Origin of the sequence: Methylobacterium endophyticum (genome assembly GCF_050591105.1) — a bacterium.
GTDB lineage: Bacteria > Pseudomonadota > Alphaproteobacteria > Rhizobiales > Beijerinckiaceae > Methylobacterium.
The window spans coordinates 88,457-105,074 of record NZ_JBNHES010000008.1 but is presented as its reverse complement, the minus strand read 5'-3'; the positions used below and the strand labels follow the sequence as shown (position 1 = coordinate 105,074).

The window sequence follows — 16,618 nt, the reverse complement described above, 5'->3', positions numbered from 1 at the left end:
CCCATGCTCCGCAGGATCTCGCCCGCCGGCAGCCTCGCCAGGATCTCGGCCGCCGCCGGCAGCCTCGCCCTCCTCGCCGCCGCGACGGCCGCCCAGGCCCAGACGACGGGCCGGGAGATTTTCACGCCGGTCCAGAACGACCTGGCGCTGGTCAATTTGCGCAAGCTGCTCGGCTGCGTGGTCGACGGCGTCTGGACCGCCGCCACCTGCACCGACGACCGGCCGCTCACGGTCGCGCTCGGCTACTTCAACGTCGGCTGCCTGATCGTCGCGACGATCCTCGCTTGCTACCTGCTCTACTCGCTGGTCGCCGACACGGCCAACGACGGCCAGGCCTTCGGGCGCGGGTCGAGCGCCAGGTACACCCTGCTGCGGGTGATCACCGGCGCCATCCTCAGCCTGCCGATCAAGAGCGGCCTGTCGCTGGTGCAGATCCTGGTGGTGCAGATCGCCGTCTGGGGCTCCGGGTTCGGCGACACGCTCTGGACCCGCGTCGCCGGCACCCAGCTCACCGGCATGTACGGCACGCTCGCCCAGCCGAGCCAGCAGCTCGGCGACTTCACGCTGCGCGGCAAGCTCGCCGATGCCCTCCAGGGGCGGCTCTACGGCTACGTTTGCGCCCAGGCGCTGCAGAAGTACGCCGCCAATGTGTCGGGTCGCGACGATGCCGCCTCGATCCGCTCGGAGACGACGACGGACAGCGCCCTCTGGGGCCTGTCCAGCGCCCGGTCCACGACCTACCACTTCATCGATGCCAACGGCTATTTCCGCAAGTCGAACAACCTCTGCGGCGGCATCATCCACGAATACACCAAGATCAGCCCCAATCTGACCGACTCCAACGACGCCAGCACCACCAGGACTCTCCTCGACTTGGCCGAGCAGCAGAGCCAGCGCTCGTTCCAGGCGGCGCTCAACAGTCTCGACGGCGCGGCGAGCGGGATCGCCAGCACCATCACCTCCGGCAGCCGCGACGACGTGGCGATCAAGGACCGCATCAAGGACGCGCTCGACGCGGCCTACAACAACGCCAGCCAGAGCCTGACCCAGAGCAACAATGCCCAGCTCGACACCGCGCTGCGCAACTACCTCTCGAACACCGCCGACAACGGATGGCTCTCGGCCGCGCTGTGGCAGCGCTCGATGAGCCTCGTCCAGCTCAAGCTCCTCGTCGCCTCGGCCGGGGCCGCCGGTTCGATCCGGGTCGTGCCCCCGGCCAACATCAACGCCTACATCCCCTACTTCGGGCACAGCGCCTACGCGCCGCTCGCCGAGGAGGCGCAGCGCAACCTGACCTACGTCGCCTCCTTCGGCGGCTACATCGCCGCCCAGGGCTCGGGCAGCATCGCCCGTGTCACGAGCGACAACCCGGCCGCGCAGAACGACCCGCCGAACCGGTTCGCCAAAGGACTTTCCGCCATCTATGCCAGCATTCTCGCCATCATCAGCAGACCCGAGAGCACCACGTGGAAAGACCCGGTCCTCGAGGTGCAGGAGGTCGGTCAGACCATCGCGAATTTTGGGTTAGTGTCGACGACCGGAGGAATTACATTTGATTTGGCGGACTGGGCGATGGGGTTTTTCAAGGTCGGCGACGACAACGCGATGAGGCAGACGGCCCAAGGAGCCGCAGGGTTCCTGTATTTCCTCGCCGCGATCCTGTTCGCCGCCGCCTTCCTGCTGATCGGCCTCGTGCCGTTCGTCGTGATCGTCCATTTCCTGATGGCGACGTTCAACTGGTTCCTCGTCGTCGCCGAAGCGATGATCGCCGTGCCGATCTGGCTGCTCACGAAGTTCATGCCGGCCCGCTCCGACAGCTTCGTCGGCAACAGCGGCCAGGGCTACATGTTCTTCCTCGGCATCCTGCTCCGGCCGCCCCTGATCGTGATCGGCCTGCTCGTCTCGCTCTTGCTGATGCGGGTCGGCATCGACATCACCAACATCTTCTTCCGCGGCGCGCTCGCCATGATCGCGCCGGACGGCACCATCGCCTACGCCATGGTCGGCACCGCCGGACTGTTCGTCTACGCCGTCGTCCTGTTCTCGATCGTCATGCTGGCCGCCGGGCAGATCAGCGCCCTGCCCGAGACCGTGCTCTCCTGGATCGGGGCGCAGATCGAGCGCCGCACCGGCAACGCGACCGCGGTGGCCGCGGCCGGCATCGTCATGCCGAACTCGCCCAACCAGATCCCGGGCGGCCGTACGCATCGCACCATGGCAGGGATGATCTCGGGCTCGCGCAAGGGCGCGACCATGCTGTCGCAGATGCGCGGCAGGGATGGCGGCAAGGGGAAGTAAGCGATGAACGACGCAACCCCCAAAGAGGTCGCAACGCATTTCGGGATCGCGACCGCCCTCTCCTTCTCGGCGATCGCCGCCCCATTCGTGCCGGAGACGATCCTCGCTTACGCGGGATATCGCTACCTGCGCCACTTCACCTACGGGTGGCGCACCTGGCGGGCGCCGGCCCGTGTGCCGCTCCATCTCGGCCTGCGCGGCTACCGCGACGCAACCACGCGCCGGCGCGGCGATGCCTCCTGGCCGATCGGCCTTGCCGCCACCGGCCAGGTCTGGCTTCGGCGCGAGGACCTCGTCCAGGGCCTGTCCCTCCACAGCGACGATCCGGAATGGCACGCCCAGGCGATCGGCATCCTCGTCTTCGGCGCCTGCCTCAACGGGATGGGGGCGATCATCGTCCAGGGCGCCGACACTCCGATGCTGACCGACCGGATTGCCGAGGTGGCCAAGCCCTTCGGCCGGGACATCGAGGTGGAATCCCTCAGTCTGGAGGACGCACCCCGGCCGCCCCTGCGGATCGCCACCTCGACACTGGCCGCCGCCATCGCCGACCTCCGACTCGGGCCCGAGGCCGTCACCTTGAACCAGGCGCTGCTTCCGATCCTCGAGATGCTCGCCACCCGCTACAGGAAGAATCCGCTCGCCCTTTACGAGGCCTTCGTCGACGAGGGCGCGCTCAAGCGCCTCGTCGACGGCAAGTACGAACTCGACGGCAGGACCGTCAGCGCCGAGGCCTCCGCCTCGTCCGAGGGTGCCGCTCTCGGCGCGGTGCTGGAGCCGCTCAGGAAGATCCCGGAGGAGATCCGCGAGATCGGTCGCAAGGCCCTCATGGTGCACGCCACGGAGCTGGCAGGCCTGCTCAGCGTCTCGCTCACCGACGGCTTCGAACTGCGTGACGCCCTCGCGGCGGGCGGCCTGGTGTGCATCCAGTCGTCCTCCCCCCTCACCACCGCGCTCGTTGTCGCGCGGTGTATCGAGGCCCTGGCGTCGGAGGGGCCGGGCGAGGCCGGCCGCGCCCTGGTTCACATCGCCTACCCCGATGCGCTCTCGGGCGCCTCCGCGAAACGGTTCCGGGCGGCCGCCGTGCAGGCCGGAGCCATCGGCAGCCTTTCCTTCCCGGCCAAGCCGGCGAACCACATCTACAAGGCCACCCGGAAAATCTGCGCCCTGCGCATCGACGACCATACCGGCAGCGACGCGCGCACGGCTCTCGCCGGAAAGATCTCTTCCAGGATGAAGGAGTGCTCGTTCGCCCTGGATCTTCAGCTACCCGAGGCGCCAGAGTCGCCGCCGCCAGATGCTCCAACAAATACAGATATACGCTGAAAATACGCTTGAATCACATCCGGCTCGCGATTCGGGTTGACTCTTTTCAGCGTGGCCACCGAGATGCCCATTCACCGACTCTCGCACGAGAGTCATCGCAATCCCCGGAGAACCCGCCGCCGCAGTCAGACCCTGAAAAGCCATCGGCCCCCACCTCCTGCCAGGGAGATGAGGGCCGAGTGACCGTCATAGAGTTTGTGAGAACCTAAAAACCACCTCTCACAAGCCACAGAACGCCCCCCGGCGTCAAGCGAGAAAGCGCATTTCTCGCGACGGAGAGGCTTTGCCTGGACGGAGCCCGCTCTACAGAGCGGCTCCGAACGACTTGTCGCGGCCCGACCAAGGAAGGATCGGGCGTATGACAGACACCAGTGGCCGCCTCGGTGAGGTGGCCAGGCGAATCACCGCGCCGTTCGGCGCGCGATCGCTGACGGCTGCGCAACTCGCCGCGCAGGCCGACGCCAACCGCCGGCCAGCCGGCGTCGTCGCCGAGAAATGGCGCGTGCTGCACGACCTCACCGCGGCACGCACGCGGCTCGGCCTCTCGGCCGCGACCCTCGTCGTGCTCGAGGCCCTGCTGACGTTCCATCCCGAGACCGTGCTGGCTCCGGATCCGGACGACGACGTCGACCTAGTGGTGTTTCCGTCGAACCGGACGCTGGCCGCTCGGGCGCGCGGTCTCTCCGAGGCTGCCCTGCGCCGCCACCTCTCGGCCCTGGTCGAGGCGGGCTTGGTGATCCGGCGCGACAGCCCCAACGGGAAGCGCTACGTCCGCCGCGGTGAGGGCGGGCAGATCGAGCACGCCTTCGGCTTCGATCTCACTCCCCTGGCCCTTCGCGCGGCCGAGATCGCCGACATGGCAGAGGCCATCCGGGCCGACGCTCTCGCCCAGCGCCTTGCCCGCGAGAAAGTCAGCCTCCTCCGCCGCGATTGCGGGAAACTCCTCGACGCCCTCGATCGCGACCACGGCATCGAGCCCGCCTCGGAACCGCTCGCCGACGAGTTGCGGGCGCAGTTCCTCGCGCTTCTGACAGCCTACCCGCGCCGGCCGGAGCCAGCCGACGTCACGGCGTTTGCCGACGGCCTCGAGGCCCTCGCCCTGGCTGTGAGTTCCGCCCTCACCTCCCGCATAGAATCTAGAAAAACGAGCGGCAGTGCCGCTCAGAGCGAGCGGCACTTACAGAATTCAAATCCCGATCATCCTGCTTGTGAAAAAGCATCCGGGGATGCGCAGAAGCCGCCCTCATTGCCAGATTCGAGCGGCGTCCCTGCGGACGTCGCCGATTCCGCGATCCGTTCAACCTATCCGCTCAGCTCGGTGCTCGAGGCCTGCTCGCAGGTGCAGGATTTCTCGCCCTCCGGAATCCGGTCCTGGCACGACCTGATCGAGACGGCCGACCGAATCCGGCCGATGCTGGGTATAAGTCCCACGGCCTGGAGCGACGCACAGGACGCTATGGGGCCTGAGGCGGCGGCGATCACACTGGCGGCCATCCTCGAGCGGCATGAGCGCATCAAGAGCCCGGGTGGCTACCTGCGGACCCTCACGGAGCGAAAACGCTCCGGCACCTACTCCCTCGGGCCCGTCCTGCAAGCCCTGCGCCGGGCACGACTGCAGCCAAAGGAGGCATCGTGAAGCTAGACGCCGGGAAGCCGGTCCGGCGGGCCCAGAAAACCCCGAGATTGGACTGCATCCCGCGATTGTTCGCATGCCCGCACATGGTGACACATCGTTGCCGTCGTGCTGGCGGAGAACTCGGCGAACTTGCTCTTAAGACTGCGCGGGTTCGAGAGGCGGGTAGACGTTGGTGCCGGTAGCGGAAGAGATGGCGAGAGACGCTGATGTTGATGATTATATGGCTTCTTGGATGGCCATGCATGATGCTAGGTGCTTGGCTGATCTACATCATGCTTAAAAAAATCGTTATACCTCACAACAAATTCGTCTTTGAAAACTCGAATGAACACGGTGTCGTTGTTCTCCCGAATTGGGAAGAGGCGGTAAAATTTCAAAAATCAGAGGCAAAGAAGGAGATTTTAGAGCTAATTATCGGTTTTCCGGGTATGACTCTTCTGGCAATTGGAGTAATGATGATTGTATATGCAACTTGCAGCTACATGTTTGGATAGTTATTCTGGCTGCTCCATGCCGAGCATCCATCCCCGCTCAGACATGCAGCAACTCGTCCCACCGCGCCGTGTAGCGGGGCGAATGGAAGTTGGCCCGGAGCTTCCACGCCCGATCCAGGCCGGTGCCGGCGGTTGATCGCGTCGATCGCCAGCATCAGCGACACCCGCCGCCGGTCGTCCGACCGGCGGAACAGCGAGCCCTGCACGCCGTCGGCCGGCGCCAGGTCGAGGCAGGCGGATGCCTCGCAAATCCAGCCCGTTGTAGCCTGCCCGCTAGCGTCAAGGGGATGACCACACCTTATCGCTTGAAATCCCACGCCCACATGCGTGAAAGCGTAAGATCGTGTTCTCTATCCGCCAACTGCGGAGGACGCTTTCCACGCCCCCCTTTGTGCGAGGCAATCCGTGCGCTATCATGATAGCGAAAGGATGAGCTATGGCCCAAATCCTCGTCCGTGACGTCGATGACGGTGTGAAGGAACGCTTGCAGCAACGCGCGGCCCGGAATGGCCGCAGCATGGAGGCCGAATTGCGCGACATCCTTCGTGCCGCAGCGGCCGAGGACGAGCTGACGACGGGATTGGGAACGGAGATCGTCGCCCTCTTCGAGGGAATCGGCTTGAGCCCCGGCGAGGAACTGCCCGAGTTCCATGGCCATGGTCTCGCCGATCCCTTCGCATGATCATCCTCGACACGAACGTCGTATCCGGTCTGATGCGCGCGCCCTCGGATCCGGTGCTCGTCCCCTGGCTCGACACGCAACCCAGAAACTCCGTCTGGATCACGACCATCACCGTCCTCGAGATCAGGTTCGGCCTCGACCTCATGCCAGATGGACGGCGCGCCGCGGCGTTGCGCACCGCCTTCGATCGCCTCATCGCAGAAGTGCTCCAACGGCGGATCGCCCCGTTCGACGCTGCGGCCGCCAGCGAAACGGCGGCCCTGATGGCGGCTCGACAGAGACGGGGCCAGCCACAAGAACTGCGCGACAGCATGATCGCGGGTATCGCCGTCGCTCGCCGCGCCACGCTCGCGACCCGCAATGTCCGGCACTTCGCCGATCTGGCCGAGCCTCCCGTCAATCCATGGGAGGATTGAGGCAGCCGCGCTCCTTGGAGCGAAACCCGATCAGCGTGTCGGCTCTGCGCATCGGTGGCCTCGGGTGCAGTCCGTGATAGAGCCGGCACCTCTTTCCCAAGCCGGCGGAGCCATGTGCGATCTCTGGAGCGTCGACGGCGAGGATCTCGACCAAGGCTATCTCAACCTGCGTACCGCGTCTCATCCCGAAGAGCAGGACATGCGCGGGCAACTCGACCGCCTATGGGAGACCTACGCGCCTTATGCCGACGCCACCTTCCGGCAAGGCTTCGCGCGCGACCCCAACGCCCGTTTCTGGGAGATGTACCTCGGCTGCCGCCTCCTGCAGGCAGGCAAGCGCCTGATGCCGACGGCCGAGCGGCCACGCCGAGGCGGCCAGCCTGACATCTGCATGATCGAGGACGGCGGCCGGATCTGGATCGAGGCGATCGCACCGGAGCCGGGCGCCGGGGAGGACGGCGTGCGTGGGCCGAAGCCAATCAACCAAGGCGGCCGGTTCGGCCCAATGCCGACCCGCCAAGCGCAACTCCGCACTACCGGAGCCCTCTTCAAGAAGACCAAGGTGTTCGAGCGTTACCTGCGTGAGGGCGTGGTCGCTCCGGAGGACGTCCGGATCATCGCCATCGGTGCCGGCAGCTTCGGCCTCTACGCGACCGAGCGTCCGCTCCCGCTGATCGTGTCATCGGTCTTCCCGATCGGCGACGCCTACGTCACACTCGACCGTGCCACGGGAGAGGTGGTCGGTGGAGGGTACGAGCCGTCCTACCAGATCGAACGGAAGGGTGCCGCTCACGGCCCGATCCCTCGCACGGCGTTCCTCGATCCGACTTTTGTGCAGATCTCGGCGGTCGCTTGGTCGCGCGTCAGCATCGGCAACATGTCGAGCGCAAAGCGGCCTCTCACCCTCGTCCACAACCCGCTGGCGGCTGTTCCGATGCACCAGCGCTGGGGCTGCTGGGACCGCGAGTTCGTCGCAGTGGGCGAAGGTGACGACTGGGCGGTTTCGGACATCCTCGCCGCGGACGAGTAGCCCCCCTGCATCCTCGTTTGACGATGGGGTCACGGCTCGTCGTCCGAAATCCTACTCTCCCATGCGTGAAAGCGTAAGAGCGTGAACATGGGGCCCCTCCCCTCACTCACGTGGCGATCTGGGAACGTCCTTTCCTGGCGAATTCCCGGTTGACCATCTCGACCACGTAGTCCTGGATCGCTTTACCCTCCTCCGCAACCACGCTCTTGAATCGGCGGAAGGCCCTCCCATCGATCCACGCCGACAGGTTCCGGCGGCCAATCCGACAGCTCGGTGTGGATCGGCTTGGGATCTTGAGCGCCGATCACGAGCAAGAACAACGACTTGCAAGGCGATCGGCGTGGAGCTTCAGCGCCGAGCAACAAGCCCTCCTTCGAAGAGGGCACGGACGCGGTGAGGTGCTTCCGGCTGTTCCGTCTCATCGAAAGTTGGCCATGGCCAACTTTGAGATCGTCTGTCGCTCACGCAGCCGAAGCGATTGGCAGCTTCCCTCTTCGCTCCATGCCCGCCATCAGCGACCTAAGGAACTGTTAACCAATAAGTCCTTGCGACGCTCGGCCATCTATGGCTTTGTAAAACGGATTTAATCACGTCTGGCGGAAAAATCCGTTTCGAGAGGTTCGAGCATGTCGTCGGTCGCGGCCTCGTATGGAAAATCCGACGTCACGTCGGACGATCGCGTTTCAGCCCATGCTCGACTCCTCTCCTCCCAATTGCAGTCGCTGCGTGAGCGATTGTTTCCCCCCGAAGCACATAAAGAACTCAGAAAATTCACTTCCGGCGAAGTCTCGCGGCTGGTGACTGTATCCGACAGCTATCTGCGTCAATTATCGCTCGATAAGCTCGGCCCATCTCCCGATATTCAGGCAAATGGAAGGCGTCTATACTCTCTCGAACAAGTCGGAGAGCTCAGAAAGTATCTATCCGAGGCGCGTCCGAAAGATGGCTTGAATTTCCTACCCTGGCGTCGGAGCGGCGAGCGTCTTCAGACTCTTGCTTGTGTCAACTTTAAAGGTGGCTCTGCAAAAACCACGACCACCCTCTACTTGGCACAATGGTTGGCGCTACAGGGCTATCGCGTCCTGGCAGTCGATCTTGATCCGCAAGCATCGCTCAGTGCGATGTTCGGGATACAGCCGGAGTTCGATCTCCGCTGGGACGATACGCTCTATGGAGCCATTCGGTATGACGACAAGCGCAGGCCTTTGCGGGAGATCATCCGAAAAACCTATTTTCACGGCCTCGATCTCGTTCCCGGAAATCTTGAACTCATGGAATTCGAGCACGAGACTCCTCGCATGCTATCCGCGACTCAGCGAAGCGACGGGGGCATGTTTTTCGAGCGTGTAGGCAACGCTCTGGCCACGGTGCAGGACGAATACGATCTGGTCGTCATCGATTGCCCCCCGCAACTCGGTTATCTGACACTAGGCGCCGTTTGTGCTGCGACGTCACTCTTGATTACGATCCATCCGCAGATGGTGGATGTCGCGTCCATGTCTCAGTTTCTGCTGATGGCGTCCGATCTGATGCGCGTCGTCCGCAAAGCTGGCGGCGATCTCTCCCACGACTTCATCCGCTACGTGGTGACACGGCACGAGCCGCACGATGGCCCGCAGAGCCAGATCGTCGCCCTCCTACGCAACCTGTTCGGTGACGATGTCCTTGCTGCCTCCGTGTGGAAGTCGACGGCGATCGCAGACGCTGGTTTGACCAAGCAGAGTTTGTACGAACTCGATCGAAACAGCGTCGGTCGAGCGACCTACGACCGCGCCTACGAAAGTTTGGATGCTGTGCACCGAGAGATCCTTGGTCTCGTCCACAAAGCCTGGGGGAGAGCAGCATGAAGCGCCGCGACGCAATCCGAAGCCTGTATTCCGCAACGTCCGACTCCGGAAAGTTGGCCATGGCCAACTCTCAGCCGGACGAAGAAGCGGAGCAGGGCAACCAAGCCGGCGCCATGTCGGCCGATCGCGCGCCCTCCCCCGGAAAGTTGGCCACGGCCAACTCCCGGTCAGATGAGGGAGCGAATCCGAGCGACCGAGCCGACGCCGCACTGACCGATCGCACGCCCTCCCCTGGAAGGTTGGCCATGGCCAACTCTCAGCCAGACGAAGCGACGGACGGGAGCGAGCAGGCCGGCGCCGCACAAACCGCCCGCGCGCCCTCCCCCGAGAAGTTGGCCATGGCCAACTCCCGCACCCCTGACATGTCCCACGAAGGCAGGGTCTTAGCTGGGCCCGTCCGCGCTATGAGCCTCTCGCTCAATCGGTTGGATGAGGATCGTCGCGCTCTCCAAGAAGCGCTCGTCCGAGGAGAGACCGTCGTCGACATCGACCCGACGCTGATCGACCCGTCCTTCGTGAAGGATCGGCTCGACCATGACGGTGACAGCTTCGCTGACTTCAAGCGTCTGATAGAGGAACGCGGACAGGAAGTTCCGATCCTGGTCCGGCCGCACCCCGACCGTCCTGGCCGATTTCAGGTTGCTTATGGGCACCGGCGACTGCGAGCGGCGAGTGAACTCGGGCGGCAGGTCCGCGCCGTCGTTCGTGCGCTGAGCGATTCCCAACTCGTCGTCGCTCAAGGACTCGAAAATTCAGCTCGTCAGGATTTGACCTATATTGAAAAGGCGTTGTTTGCTTGCCGGCTTGAAGATCGCGGCTTCGAACGTTCCATCATCATCGATGCACTCTCGACCGATAAAGGTGAGTTGTCGAAGCTGATCGCTGTCGCGCGTGCGGTCCCGGAATCTATCGCGAACAGGATCGGTCCCGCGCCCAAGGCAGGCCGTCGTCGTTGGCTGGCGCTCGCGGAACATCTCAAGAAAGCCGCCGTCGCCAGAGCGGTCGAGAAGGCTGTATCGGAGGATGCCTTCGCGTCTCTCGACAGCGATGCACGATTCGTCAGAGTTGCCGCGCTCGCAGCCCCGCGCGACCGTTCTGATCCTGCGTCGACCCGTTGGGCAGGGCAGGGCGGTCAAGCAACGGCGCAGATTTCCCGCAAAGGCACCAGCGTTACACTCGCCATCGATCGAGACCCGTCGTTCGGTGATTTCGTGGCCTCCCGCCTCGACGAGCTTTACGCGGCCTTCCTTGCTCAAGGTGCTTCGCAGGCGCCGCGCGAAGACAGGAGCGGAAGCGGTTCCGAGAGCCGAGAATGATCCTTTCAGAATCTCGAAGTTGGCCATGGCCAACCGTGTGGGTCGTCTTCTAAGTGGGGCGCGTCCCTTCGGGACCGGGCTCTACTCACCGCCGGCGGCGGCTCCCCGAACCCGCTGCGCGGTTTCGGCCCTGACGGGTTACGATCGACCTCGCGTGGGCCCCCAGAGGAAGGGGAGGAGGACCAGTCGACCAAGTGTTCATTCCAAGAAGCCTCTCTTCCTTGCAAGTCTTCTCGCTCTGGCTTGCACGGTCGCACGCTCGGAGACGGTCGAGAGCGATCAGATCCGCGTCATCGACGGCGACACCGTCGACCTGGCCGGTGAGCACATCTGCCTCGTCGAGCCGCACGCCCCAACGATCTCCAAGCCCCGCTGCAAAACCGAACTCGCCAAGGGCCTGCTCGCCTCCGAACACCTGCGCCAGTTCCTCAAGGTACCCGCCCGCATCGAGCGCTCCGGCTGGACCGACAACTACGGCCGCATCCTCGCATTGATGCCCGGCATAGGGGAGGGACCCCAGGTCGCTCATTCTGGCCCACAGGCACATTGTTGCCGGGGTTGAAGGCCGCCCTCGGAGTTGATTGACGATGCCTGCATTACGGCATTACGTTTTCGTAAAGAGAGGTTGCCTTGCCCACCACCCTGAACGTCCGAAACCCCCGTGCTCACGAGCTCGCCAGCGAACTGGCGCAGCGTCGCAAGACTGGCATCACCGAGGCCGTGATCCAGGCCCTCGAACATGAACTGGAACGCGAGAGATCCTCAACCCCCCTGGCCCAGCGTCTCGCGGCGCTTGCGGATCGCGCCTTGGCGAAAGCCGGACCCAACCCCCGGCCCATCACCGAGACGGATCGCGCCGCGATGTGGGACCGCTGATGTTCATCGACACGTCCGCCTTCGTAGCAATCCTCTGCAAGGAGCCCGAGGCCGGCATCTTCGCCACCTGCATCGAGCGGGCGAAGCGCCGATGCACCTCGCCTATGGTCCGCCTGGAAACCTGCATGGTCCTGGCAGACCGCCTGGATCGCGATCCGCTGGATGTCCAGGCTGATTTCGACGAGTTCCTGACCGAGGCCGGGATCACCGTCATGTCGATCAGCGACAGCATCGGCCGCGGCGCCGTCGAAGCGTTCCAGCGGTACGGGAAGGGCAGGGGACACACGGCGCAACTCAACCTCGCGGACTGCCTGTCCTACGCCTGTGCACGTGCCTACCGGAATCCCATCCTCTTCAAGGGCCGACACTTCGGCCACACGGACCTGAAAACCGCACTTTAACCCTGTTCCACAAAGGATTTCGTTCGTTTTCTTCGAGTGGCTGGTAAGTTTCTCCGCTCGTAAACAATGCAGATTCGTAGATTTACAAGTGCGTGCAATCGTAAGAGCGTAAGATTTGGTTCAGTTGCTGATCAGCTTGCAGTTTGTGAGCAACCTGAGGTCGGCAGCCAAGCCATGAATGGCGCGTCCCTGCGGGACCGGGCTCTACTCGCCGCCTGCGGCAACTCCCCGAACCCTCGGAAGCGGATTCGGCCTTGGCAAATGACGATCCCATCGGGCGGCACGCGTCAGCTTCATGCCTCAGTTATCACTGCATGGCGCTAATGCACCAGTGCTTCATGAAGTCGACCTTGTCTATGTTCATATCGATATAAAATTAACTTTTGAGGTGAGAACGAGGTGGTGAAATCGATTAAGCCTGTAACGCTGAGTGCTCTGCATACTGCCAAATCACTGAACCAATGAAAATCCGTACGGTTTAGGATTGAATATTCGGTTTTCATCGCCTCAAATAAGATTTTATTGTTAATTATGTCGATTTAGTTCGAGAAATCGGCTTTGGTAGCGCTGCGTTGTACGGAAGCCCCGTAGATGCTTCCGCCGACACAATGAGCCCACATCTCCCGAACACCGGCTCGCCCTAACACCTCGAGATCACTCAGGCTCAATGCTCGGTCGTCAGGATGTGAATGGTGGTAACGAACCTGAGACACGGGATTGTCATAGGCCGCCTCGAGCGCCGGATCTGCGGTGACGTACGTGGCTGCGCCGGATTTCTGGTAGATATTTCCGGCATGATCGATCGCCCAGTAGTGCTCGAAGCCGGTTTGTCTCTGCTTGCTCACGAGCAGATCCCCGATGTCTTTCTCGATCTGGCCAAGGGTTACCATGTTGATTGTCTCTCAAGCGCGTAAGCGTACCAGCGTAAGGGTGCTGACCCACACGCTCCTCGTGGCCAGTATGATCTCCATCTCCTACGCAACAGCTAGAGCCGAGACGGTCGACGGCGATCGGATCAGGGTGATTGACGGCGACACAGTCGAACTGGCGGCCGAGCGCATCCGCCTCGTCGAGCCGGATGCCCCGGAGATTACCAAGCCTCGCTGCAACACCGAACTCGACAAGGGCCTGCTCGCCTCCGGACGCCTGCGCCAACTCCTCAAGGGGCCGGTCAGCATCGAGCGCTCCGGCCGGACCGACCGCTACGGCCGGACCCTCGCGTCCCTCGTCGGCCTCCAGGGCAACCTCGCGCTCATCCTGATCCGGGAAGGACTCGCGATTCCCTACAAGCCGGGCCATGAAGCCTATCGGCGGCGCGCAGCGCATTGGTGCCCGGAATAGGGGAGGGGCCAGATGCCCCGTTCAGGTCCGTGGACAGGCGGGGCCGTGTCCTACTCTCCGCCTGTGGCACCTTTTCGAACCCGCCGCAGGCGGGCTCGGCCCCGTCGGTGAACGAGAAGGTGCCTCACCCGTACAGCCCCTCCGTCTGCAGGTAGGCGAGAAGCTGGCGAGCCCGCTCCTGAGCTGCGGCGTCGCGCTTCTGCTCGTCGAACCCGTGCGCGAACATCGGCAGCAACTTGCTCGTCGCCCGCTCCATCGCCGAGCCCTGCCACAGGATCAGCACCTCGCGGTCGGTCAGGTCCTTCAGGACGTACCAGAGCGTCAGCATCACGCTCAGCGCCGGCCGATCCTTCCAGCCGGCGATCACGCCCCGCGTAATCCGCTCGACCTGCCGCAGCAGGGCGCCTTTCTTCTTCTCGGACAAGTCCTCGAGCGGCGCGAAGCAGGCCGCCTTCAGGTCGGAGCGCATCGCCGAGATGTCGGCCTCGGCCCTGGCGGCCTGGGTCGGGTCGGCCGGGACGAACACGCCCGGCGCGGAGGTCAACGCGTAGAGGAGGTAGGCTGGGATCGCGAGTTCGACGCGCTGGCGATCGGTCAGGGTTGGCATCACGGCATCATCTGGCTGAAGGGGCACGTCACATGTGGCGCCGATCCGGTGCCCTTGCTTTAGCGCTCCGACGCGCATCGGAGCCAGGGTGGGCCGGGCCCGGATGACGGTTCCCAGGTCTGGAGAGAGGCTCCGATCCAGGCCGGCGAGGAACCTTCCCGCTCTCTCGGGAGACGATCCGATGACCATCCAGCCCATCATCACCTCCGCCACATCCGACGCGCAGCGTGAGGAGGCCGAGCGTGTCGGCGTGCCCTCCTTCGTGCGCGGGTTCGAGGGTTGGCTCGCGACCACCGAGGCGTTCCAGGGTCAGAACGACATCGACGGCGCGGCGCTCGCCTCCGGCATCGCCACGATCCGCGCCCAGGCCGAGGCCGGCTTCGACGCCGGCATCTACCTCGACCTGCAAGGCTCCCGCAGCCCCGGCGGCCTCCCGATCTGGGAGGAGGCGCTGCTGGCAGCGCTGGCGACGCATATCGGCCTCGCCGGCGACGTCGACCCGGGCGATTTGGAGACCGCCCGCCGCATCGGCCTCGCGTGAGGGCCGCGCCATGCCGAGAACCAGGAAGTCCCACCACGTCCGCCAGGACGTGACGCGGCTGCCGGCTGGCAGCGACGCCCGCTGGCGGGCCGAGTACCGCCAGGCGCAGTACGAGCGCGCCCTGATCGGCATCCAGCCCGACCTACTCGGCGGGCCGACGGTCGAGGTGTTCCGCGCCTCACCCAAGCAGCCGCCGCCGCAGGCCTGGTCGCCCGACTACGAGGTGGAACTCTTCCACGATCTGGCCCCCGAGGAGCAGGCGCGGCGCCTCGCGGCCGATCCCCAGACGCCCTTCGCGCGCACCACGCGGGCGATCCTCACCGCCGAGGAGATCGGCGCCCTCGTCGCCGGTGCGGCCAACTGGCTGCGTGTGGGCCAGCCGGTGCGGATCACCGGGGCGCCCCTCACCCTGGACGGCTGCGCGGAGCGGCGCGTCGGCCGCACGGGTGTGATCTGGCGCCTGTGCAGCGCCGTCTTCGCCGACCACGTCTACGTCAATCTCGACCTCATCGGCGCCGAGCGCTCGGAGAAGGTCGCGTTCGTCGAACTGCGCGACGTCGCGCCGATCACGTGATGAGGGACAGGCGCCGCGGGCCCTACTAGAGTCACGGCTGGCCAGGCCTGCGCGACGGCGAACGTGATCGGAGAGGCTCCGATCGGAGGGGATGACCTCCATGATGACGATGATCGGTGGCTTCACCATCACCGCCCTTGCGGACGGCGCGGCGGTGCAGTTTTCCATCGCGGACCCGATGATGCTGCCTCGGTTCAAGCAGAGCTTCCCGAGGGCGCGCTTCGCCGCCGCAACGCGATCATGGTACGTGCCCGGCCGGCTCGCGGTCGAGCGGGTGGCCCGTTTCGCCGACGCTGTCGCGCGGGAACAGCGCGAGGCGCAGGCCAGGATCGATCGGATCCTGCGCGATGCCGAGTTCGAGGGGCACGCGATCCCCCTCGACACTCCCGGCCTCGAGGGCCACCAGTATCTGACCGCCCTCGCGCACAATGGCCAGCAACTCTCGACGCGGCACGTCCACGTGACCGTGACGGGTGACAGGGCGACGATCCGCTTTGCCTACGACGAAGCCGCCGTGGCGCTCATGCGCGCGATCCCTGGCGCTTACTTCCTGCCGGATGCGAAGGCTTGGTCGGTGTCCGTGGCGAAGGTCCGGGACCTGCACGGCGTGATCGACCGGATGGAGGAATCCCTGGCGAAAGCGTCTGCCGCCGAGACCGTGGCACGGGAGCGGGGCGGTCAGGCCCTGGAGCGGTTCGCCGACGAGATCGCCCGCGAGGCAGTCGCGCGCGAACGCCGGGCCCACCGGACCCTGGTGCTGCTCGCCCTCCGGCCGGCCGTCGGCGCGGTGGTGCGCCTGCACGCCGAGGTTCGTGTGATCGAGGGCTACGGCCGGTCGTTTCTCCTCGACGAGAGGACCGCGACCATGTGGAGCCCGCACTTCCTCGGCCAGCAAGGGCAGCCGTGCTGCTACGCCTATACCCGCGGCGCCACACCCGGAGAGGCCAATGCCCTCAAGGCACAGGAGGCCGCCTACGAGGCCGTGAGGGCCCGCCTGCAACTCCCTGGCCGAGCCAGGCTGGCCGGGCGTGGACAGGCCGCGGCTCACCTTCACCCGTTGGCCCACCGACACCGGTGTTGAGGCTGGCGACGGCTCGACCTCGCCGCACCAACGCCGACGGCATCGTGGGGCGGACTGACAGGAGGATGATGCTCCCGGCCCAGGCCCCGTGGTTGTGATTTTCGACGATGGCCGCGACCCTCGTTGCAGGGAATGGTTCCCTCGAAGGCTGT

General features: G+C 64.8%; 18 protein-coding genes and 1 pseudogene. 16 read left to right on the top strand and 3 right to left on the bottom strand.

The annotated features are described in order from the left end of the window. Window positions 1-3 precede the first annotated feature (3 nt). From ACP56T_RS11280 to ACP56T_RS11265, 4 genes are all read left to right on the top strand, one after another. A complete protein-coding gene (locus tag ACP56T_RS11280; protein WP_430912202.1) occupies window positions 4-2,298 on the top strand; it encodes a DotA/TraY family protein in 2,295 nt (764 codons plus the stop codon). Between the two features lie 3 nt (window positions 2,299-2,301). Further along, the gene (locus tag ACP56T_RS11275; protein ID WP_430912201.1) at window positions 2,302-3,624 is read left to right on the top strand and encodes a hypothetical protein; all 1,323 of its coding nucleotides are present in this window, start codon (window positions 2,302-2,304) and stop codon (window positions 3,622-3,624) included. 358 nt (window positions 3,625-3,982) lie between these two features. Then, entirely contained in the window at window positions 3,983-5,260 is a 1,278-nt protein-coding gene (gene repC / locus ACP56T_RS11270; protein WP_430912200.1) for a plasmid replication protein RepC, read from the top strand. A 242-nt stretch (window positions 5,261-5,502) separates the two neighbouring features. Continuing rightward, window positions 5,503-5,754: a hypothetical protein gene (locus tag ACP56T_RS11265; protein WP_430912199.1), complete on the top strand. Its 252-nt coding sequence runs from the start codon at window positions 5,503-5,505 to the stop codon at window positions 5,752-5,754. A gap of 37 nt (window positions 5,755-5,791) precedes the next feature. Here ACP56T_RS11265 and ACP56T_RS11260 read toward each other — a convergent pair. Continuing rightward, window positions 5,792-5,887 (bottom strand): annotated as a pseudogene (locus tag ACP56T_RS11260) (DUF4113 domain-containing protein); the annotation flags it as partial. Window positions 5,888-6,190: 303 nt separating this feature from the next. On the opposite strand from ACP56T_RS11260, the gene ACP56T_RS11255 reads away from it, so the two are divergent. The 8 genes from ACP56T_RS11255 (at window position 6,191) to ACP56T_RS11220 (ending at window position 12,322) form a co-directional block, all read left to right on the top strand. Beyond that, on the top strand, window positions 6,191-6,436 hold the full coding sequence (locus ACP56T_RS11255) for a FitA-like ribbon-helix-helix domain-containing protein (protein WP_430912198.1): 246 nt from the start codon (window positions 6,191-6,193) through the stop codon (window positions 6,434-6,436). Further along, the gene (locus ACP56T_RS11250) at window positions 6,433-6,852 is read left to right on the top strand and encodes a type II toxin-antitoxin system VapC family toxin (protein WP_430912197.1); all 420 of its coding nucleotides are present in this window, start codon (window positions 6,433-6,435) and stop codon (window positions 6,850-6,852) included. The genes ACP56T_RS11255 and ACP56T_RS11250 overlap by 4 nt, the downstream gene beginning before the upstream one ends. Before the next feature lie 112 nt (window positions 6,853-6,964). Then, window positions 6,965-7,882 (top strand): hypothetical protein, encoded by a 918-nt coding sequence (locus ACP56T_RS11245; RefSeq protein ID WP_430912196.1) that lies wholly within the window; start codon window positions 6,965-6,967, stop codon window positions 7,880-7,882. Between the two features lie 626 nt (window positions 7,883-8,508). After that, complete coding sequence (gene repA, locus ACP56T_RS11240; protein ID WP_430912195.1) at window positions 8,509-9,729, top strand: plasmid partitioning protein RepA; 1,221 nt, start codon at window positions 8,509-8,511, stop codon at window positions 9,727-9,729. Beyond that, window positions 9,726-11,045 carry a plasmid partitioning protein RepB gene (gene repB, locus ACP56T_RS11235; RefSeq protein ID WP_430912194.1) on the top strand — a complete coding sequence of 440 codons (1,320 nt, stop codon included), beginning with the start codon at window positions 9,726-9,728 and terminating at the stop codon, window positions 11,043-11,045. Before repA ends, repB begins: the two co-directional genes overlap by 4 nt. Before the next feature lie 154 nt (window positions 11,046-11,199). Next, complete coding sequence (locus ACP56T_RS11230) at window positions 11,200-11,607, top strand: hypothetical protein (protein ID WP_430912193.1); 408 nt, start codon at window positions 11,200-11,202, stop codon at window positions 11,605-11,607. Window positions 11,608-11,675: 68 nt separating this feature from the next. Further along, the gene (locus ACP56T_RS11225) at window positions 11,676-11,921 is read left to right on the top strand and encodes a type II toxin-antitoxin system VapB family antitoxin (protein ID WP_430912192.1); all 246 of its coding nucleotides are present in this window, start codon (window positions 11,676-11,678) and stop codon (window positions 11,919-11,921) included. Further along, on the top strand, window positions 11,921-12,322 hold the full coding sequence (locus tag ACP56T_RS11220) for a type II toxin-antitoxin system VapC family toxin (RefSeq protein ID WP_430912191.1): 402 nt from the start codon (window positions 11,921-11,923) through the stop codon (window positions 12,320-12,322). The genes ACP56T_RS11225 and ACP56T_RS11220 overlap by 1 nt, the downstream gene beginning before the upstream one ends. A 539-nt stretch (window positions 12,323-12,861) precedes the next feature. Here the strand turns inward: ACP56T_RS11220 and ACP56T_RS11215 are convergent. After that, the gene (locus ACP56T_RS11215) at window positions 12,862-13,212 is read right to left on the bottom strand and encodes a hypothetical protein (RefSeq protein WP_430912190.1); all 351 of its coding nucleotides are present in this window, start codon (window positions 13,210-13,212) and stop codon (window positions 12,862-12,864) included. Window positions 13,213-13,252: 40 nt separating this feature from the next. Here ACP56T_RS11215 and ACP56T_RS11210 point away from each other — a divergent pair, with 40 nt between their 5' ends. Continuing rightward, window positions 13,253-13,663, top strand: a complete 411-nt coding sequence (locus ACP56T_RS11210) for a thermonuclease family protein (RefSeq protein WP_430912189.1) — start codon at window positions 13,253-13,255, stop codon at window positions 13,661-13,663. 124 nt (window positions 13,664-13,787) lie between these two features. Here ACP56T_RS11210 and ACP56T_RS11205 read toward each other — a convergent pair whose 3' ends face one another. Next, window positions 13,788-14,270, bottom strand: coding sequence for a hypothetical protein (locus ACP56T_RS11205; protein ID WP_430912188.1), 483 nt, complete (start codon window positions 14,268-14,270; stop codon window positions 13,788-13,790). A gap of 181 nt (window positions 14,271-14,451) precedes the next feature. On the opposite strand from ACP56T_RS11205, the gene ACP56T_RS11200 reads away from it, so the two are divergent. The 3 genes from ACP56T_RS11200 to ACP56T_RS11190 all read left to right on the top strand — a co-directional run bounded on the left by ACP56T_RS11200 (window position 14,452) and on the right by ACP56T_RS11190 (window position 16,466). Further along, complete coding sequence (locus ACP56T_RS11200; protein WP_430912187.1) at window positions 14,452-14,811, top strand: hypothetical protein; 360 nt, start codon at window positions 14,452-14,454, stop codon at window positions 14,809-14,811. A 10-nt stretch (window positions 14,812-14,821) separates the two neighbouring features. Beyond that, window positions 14,822-15,385 carry a hypothetical protein gene (locus ACP56T_RS11195; protein WP_430912186.1) on the top strand — a complete coding sequence of 188 codons (564 nt, stop codon included), beginning with the start codon at window positions 14,822-14,824 and terminating at the stop codon, window positions 15,383-15,385. Between the two features lie 100 nt (window positions 15,386-15,485). Next, window positions 15,486-16,466 carry a hypothetical protein gene (locus ACP56T_RS11190; protein ID WP_430912185.1) on the top strand — a complete coding sequence of 327 codons (981 nt, stop codon included), beginning with the start codon at window positions 15,486-15,488 and terminating at the stop codon, window positions 16,464-16,466. Window positions 16,467-16,618 lie beyond the last annotated feature (152 nt).

Bases quoted from the DNA above. Each gene is read 5' to 3' on its own strand.
- ACP56T_RS11220 (WP_430912191.1), top strand. From the start codon at position 11,921: ATGTTCATCGACACGTCCGCCTTCGTAGCAATCCTCTGCAAGGAGCCC.
- ACP56T_RS11205 (WP_430912188.1), bottom strand. From the start codon at position 14,270: ATGCCAACCCTGACCGATCGCCAGCGCGTCGAACTCGCGATCCCAGCC.
- ACP56T_RS11195 (WP_430912186.1), top strand. From the start codon at position 14,822: ATGCCGAGAACCAGGAAGTCCCACCACGTCCGCCAGGACGTGACGCGG.
- ACP56T_RS11190 (WP_430912185.1), top strand. From the start codon at position 15,486: ATGATGACGATGATCGGTGGCTTCACCATCACCGCCCTTGCGGACGGC.
- ACP56T_RS11245 (WP_430912196.1), top strand. From the start codon at position 6,965: ATGTGCGATCTCTGGAGCGTCGACGGCGAGGATCTCGACCAAGGCTAT.
- ACP56T_RS11275 (WP_430912201.1), top strand. From the start codon at position 2,302: ATGAACGACGCAACCCCCAAAGAGGTCGCAACGCATTTCGGGATCGCG.
- ACP56T_RS11215 (WP_430912190.1), bottom strand. From the start codon at position 13,212: ATGGTAACCCTTGGCCAGATCGAGAAAGACATCGGGGATCTGCTCGTG.
- ACP56T_RS11265 (WP_430912199.1), top strand. From the start codon at position 5,503: ATGATGCTAGGTGCTTGGCTGATCTACATCATGCTTAAAAAAATCGTT.
- ACP56T_RS11280 (WP_430912202.1), top strand. From the start codon at position 4: ATGCTCCGCAGGATCTCGCCCGCCGGCAGCCTCGCCAGGATCTCGGCC.
- repB (WP_430912194.1), top strand. From the start codon at position 9,726: ATGAAGCGCCGCGACGCAATCCGAAGCCTGTATTCCGCAACGTCCGAC.
- repC (WP_430912200.1), top strand. From the start codon at position 3,983: ATGACAGACACCAGTGGCCGCCTCGGTGAGGTGGCCAGGCGAATCACC.
- repA (WP_430912195.1), top strand. From the start codon at position 8,509: ATGTCGTCGGTCGCGGCCTCGTATGGAAAATCCGACGTCACGTCGGAC.
- ACP56T_RS11200 (WP_430912187.1), top strand. From the start codon at position 14,452: ATGACCATCCAGCCCATCATCACCTCCGCCACATCCGACGCGCAGCGT.
- ACP56T_RS11250 (WP_430912197.1), top strand. From the start codon at position 6,433: ATGATCATCCTCGACACGAACGTCGTATCCGGTCTGATGCGCGCGCCC.
- ACP56T_RS11255 (WP_430912198.1), top strand. From the start codon at position 6,191: ATGGCCCAAATCCTCGTCCGTGACGTCGATGACGGTGTGAAGGAACGC.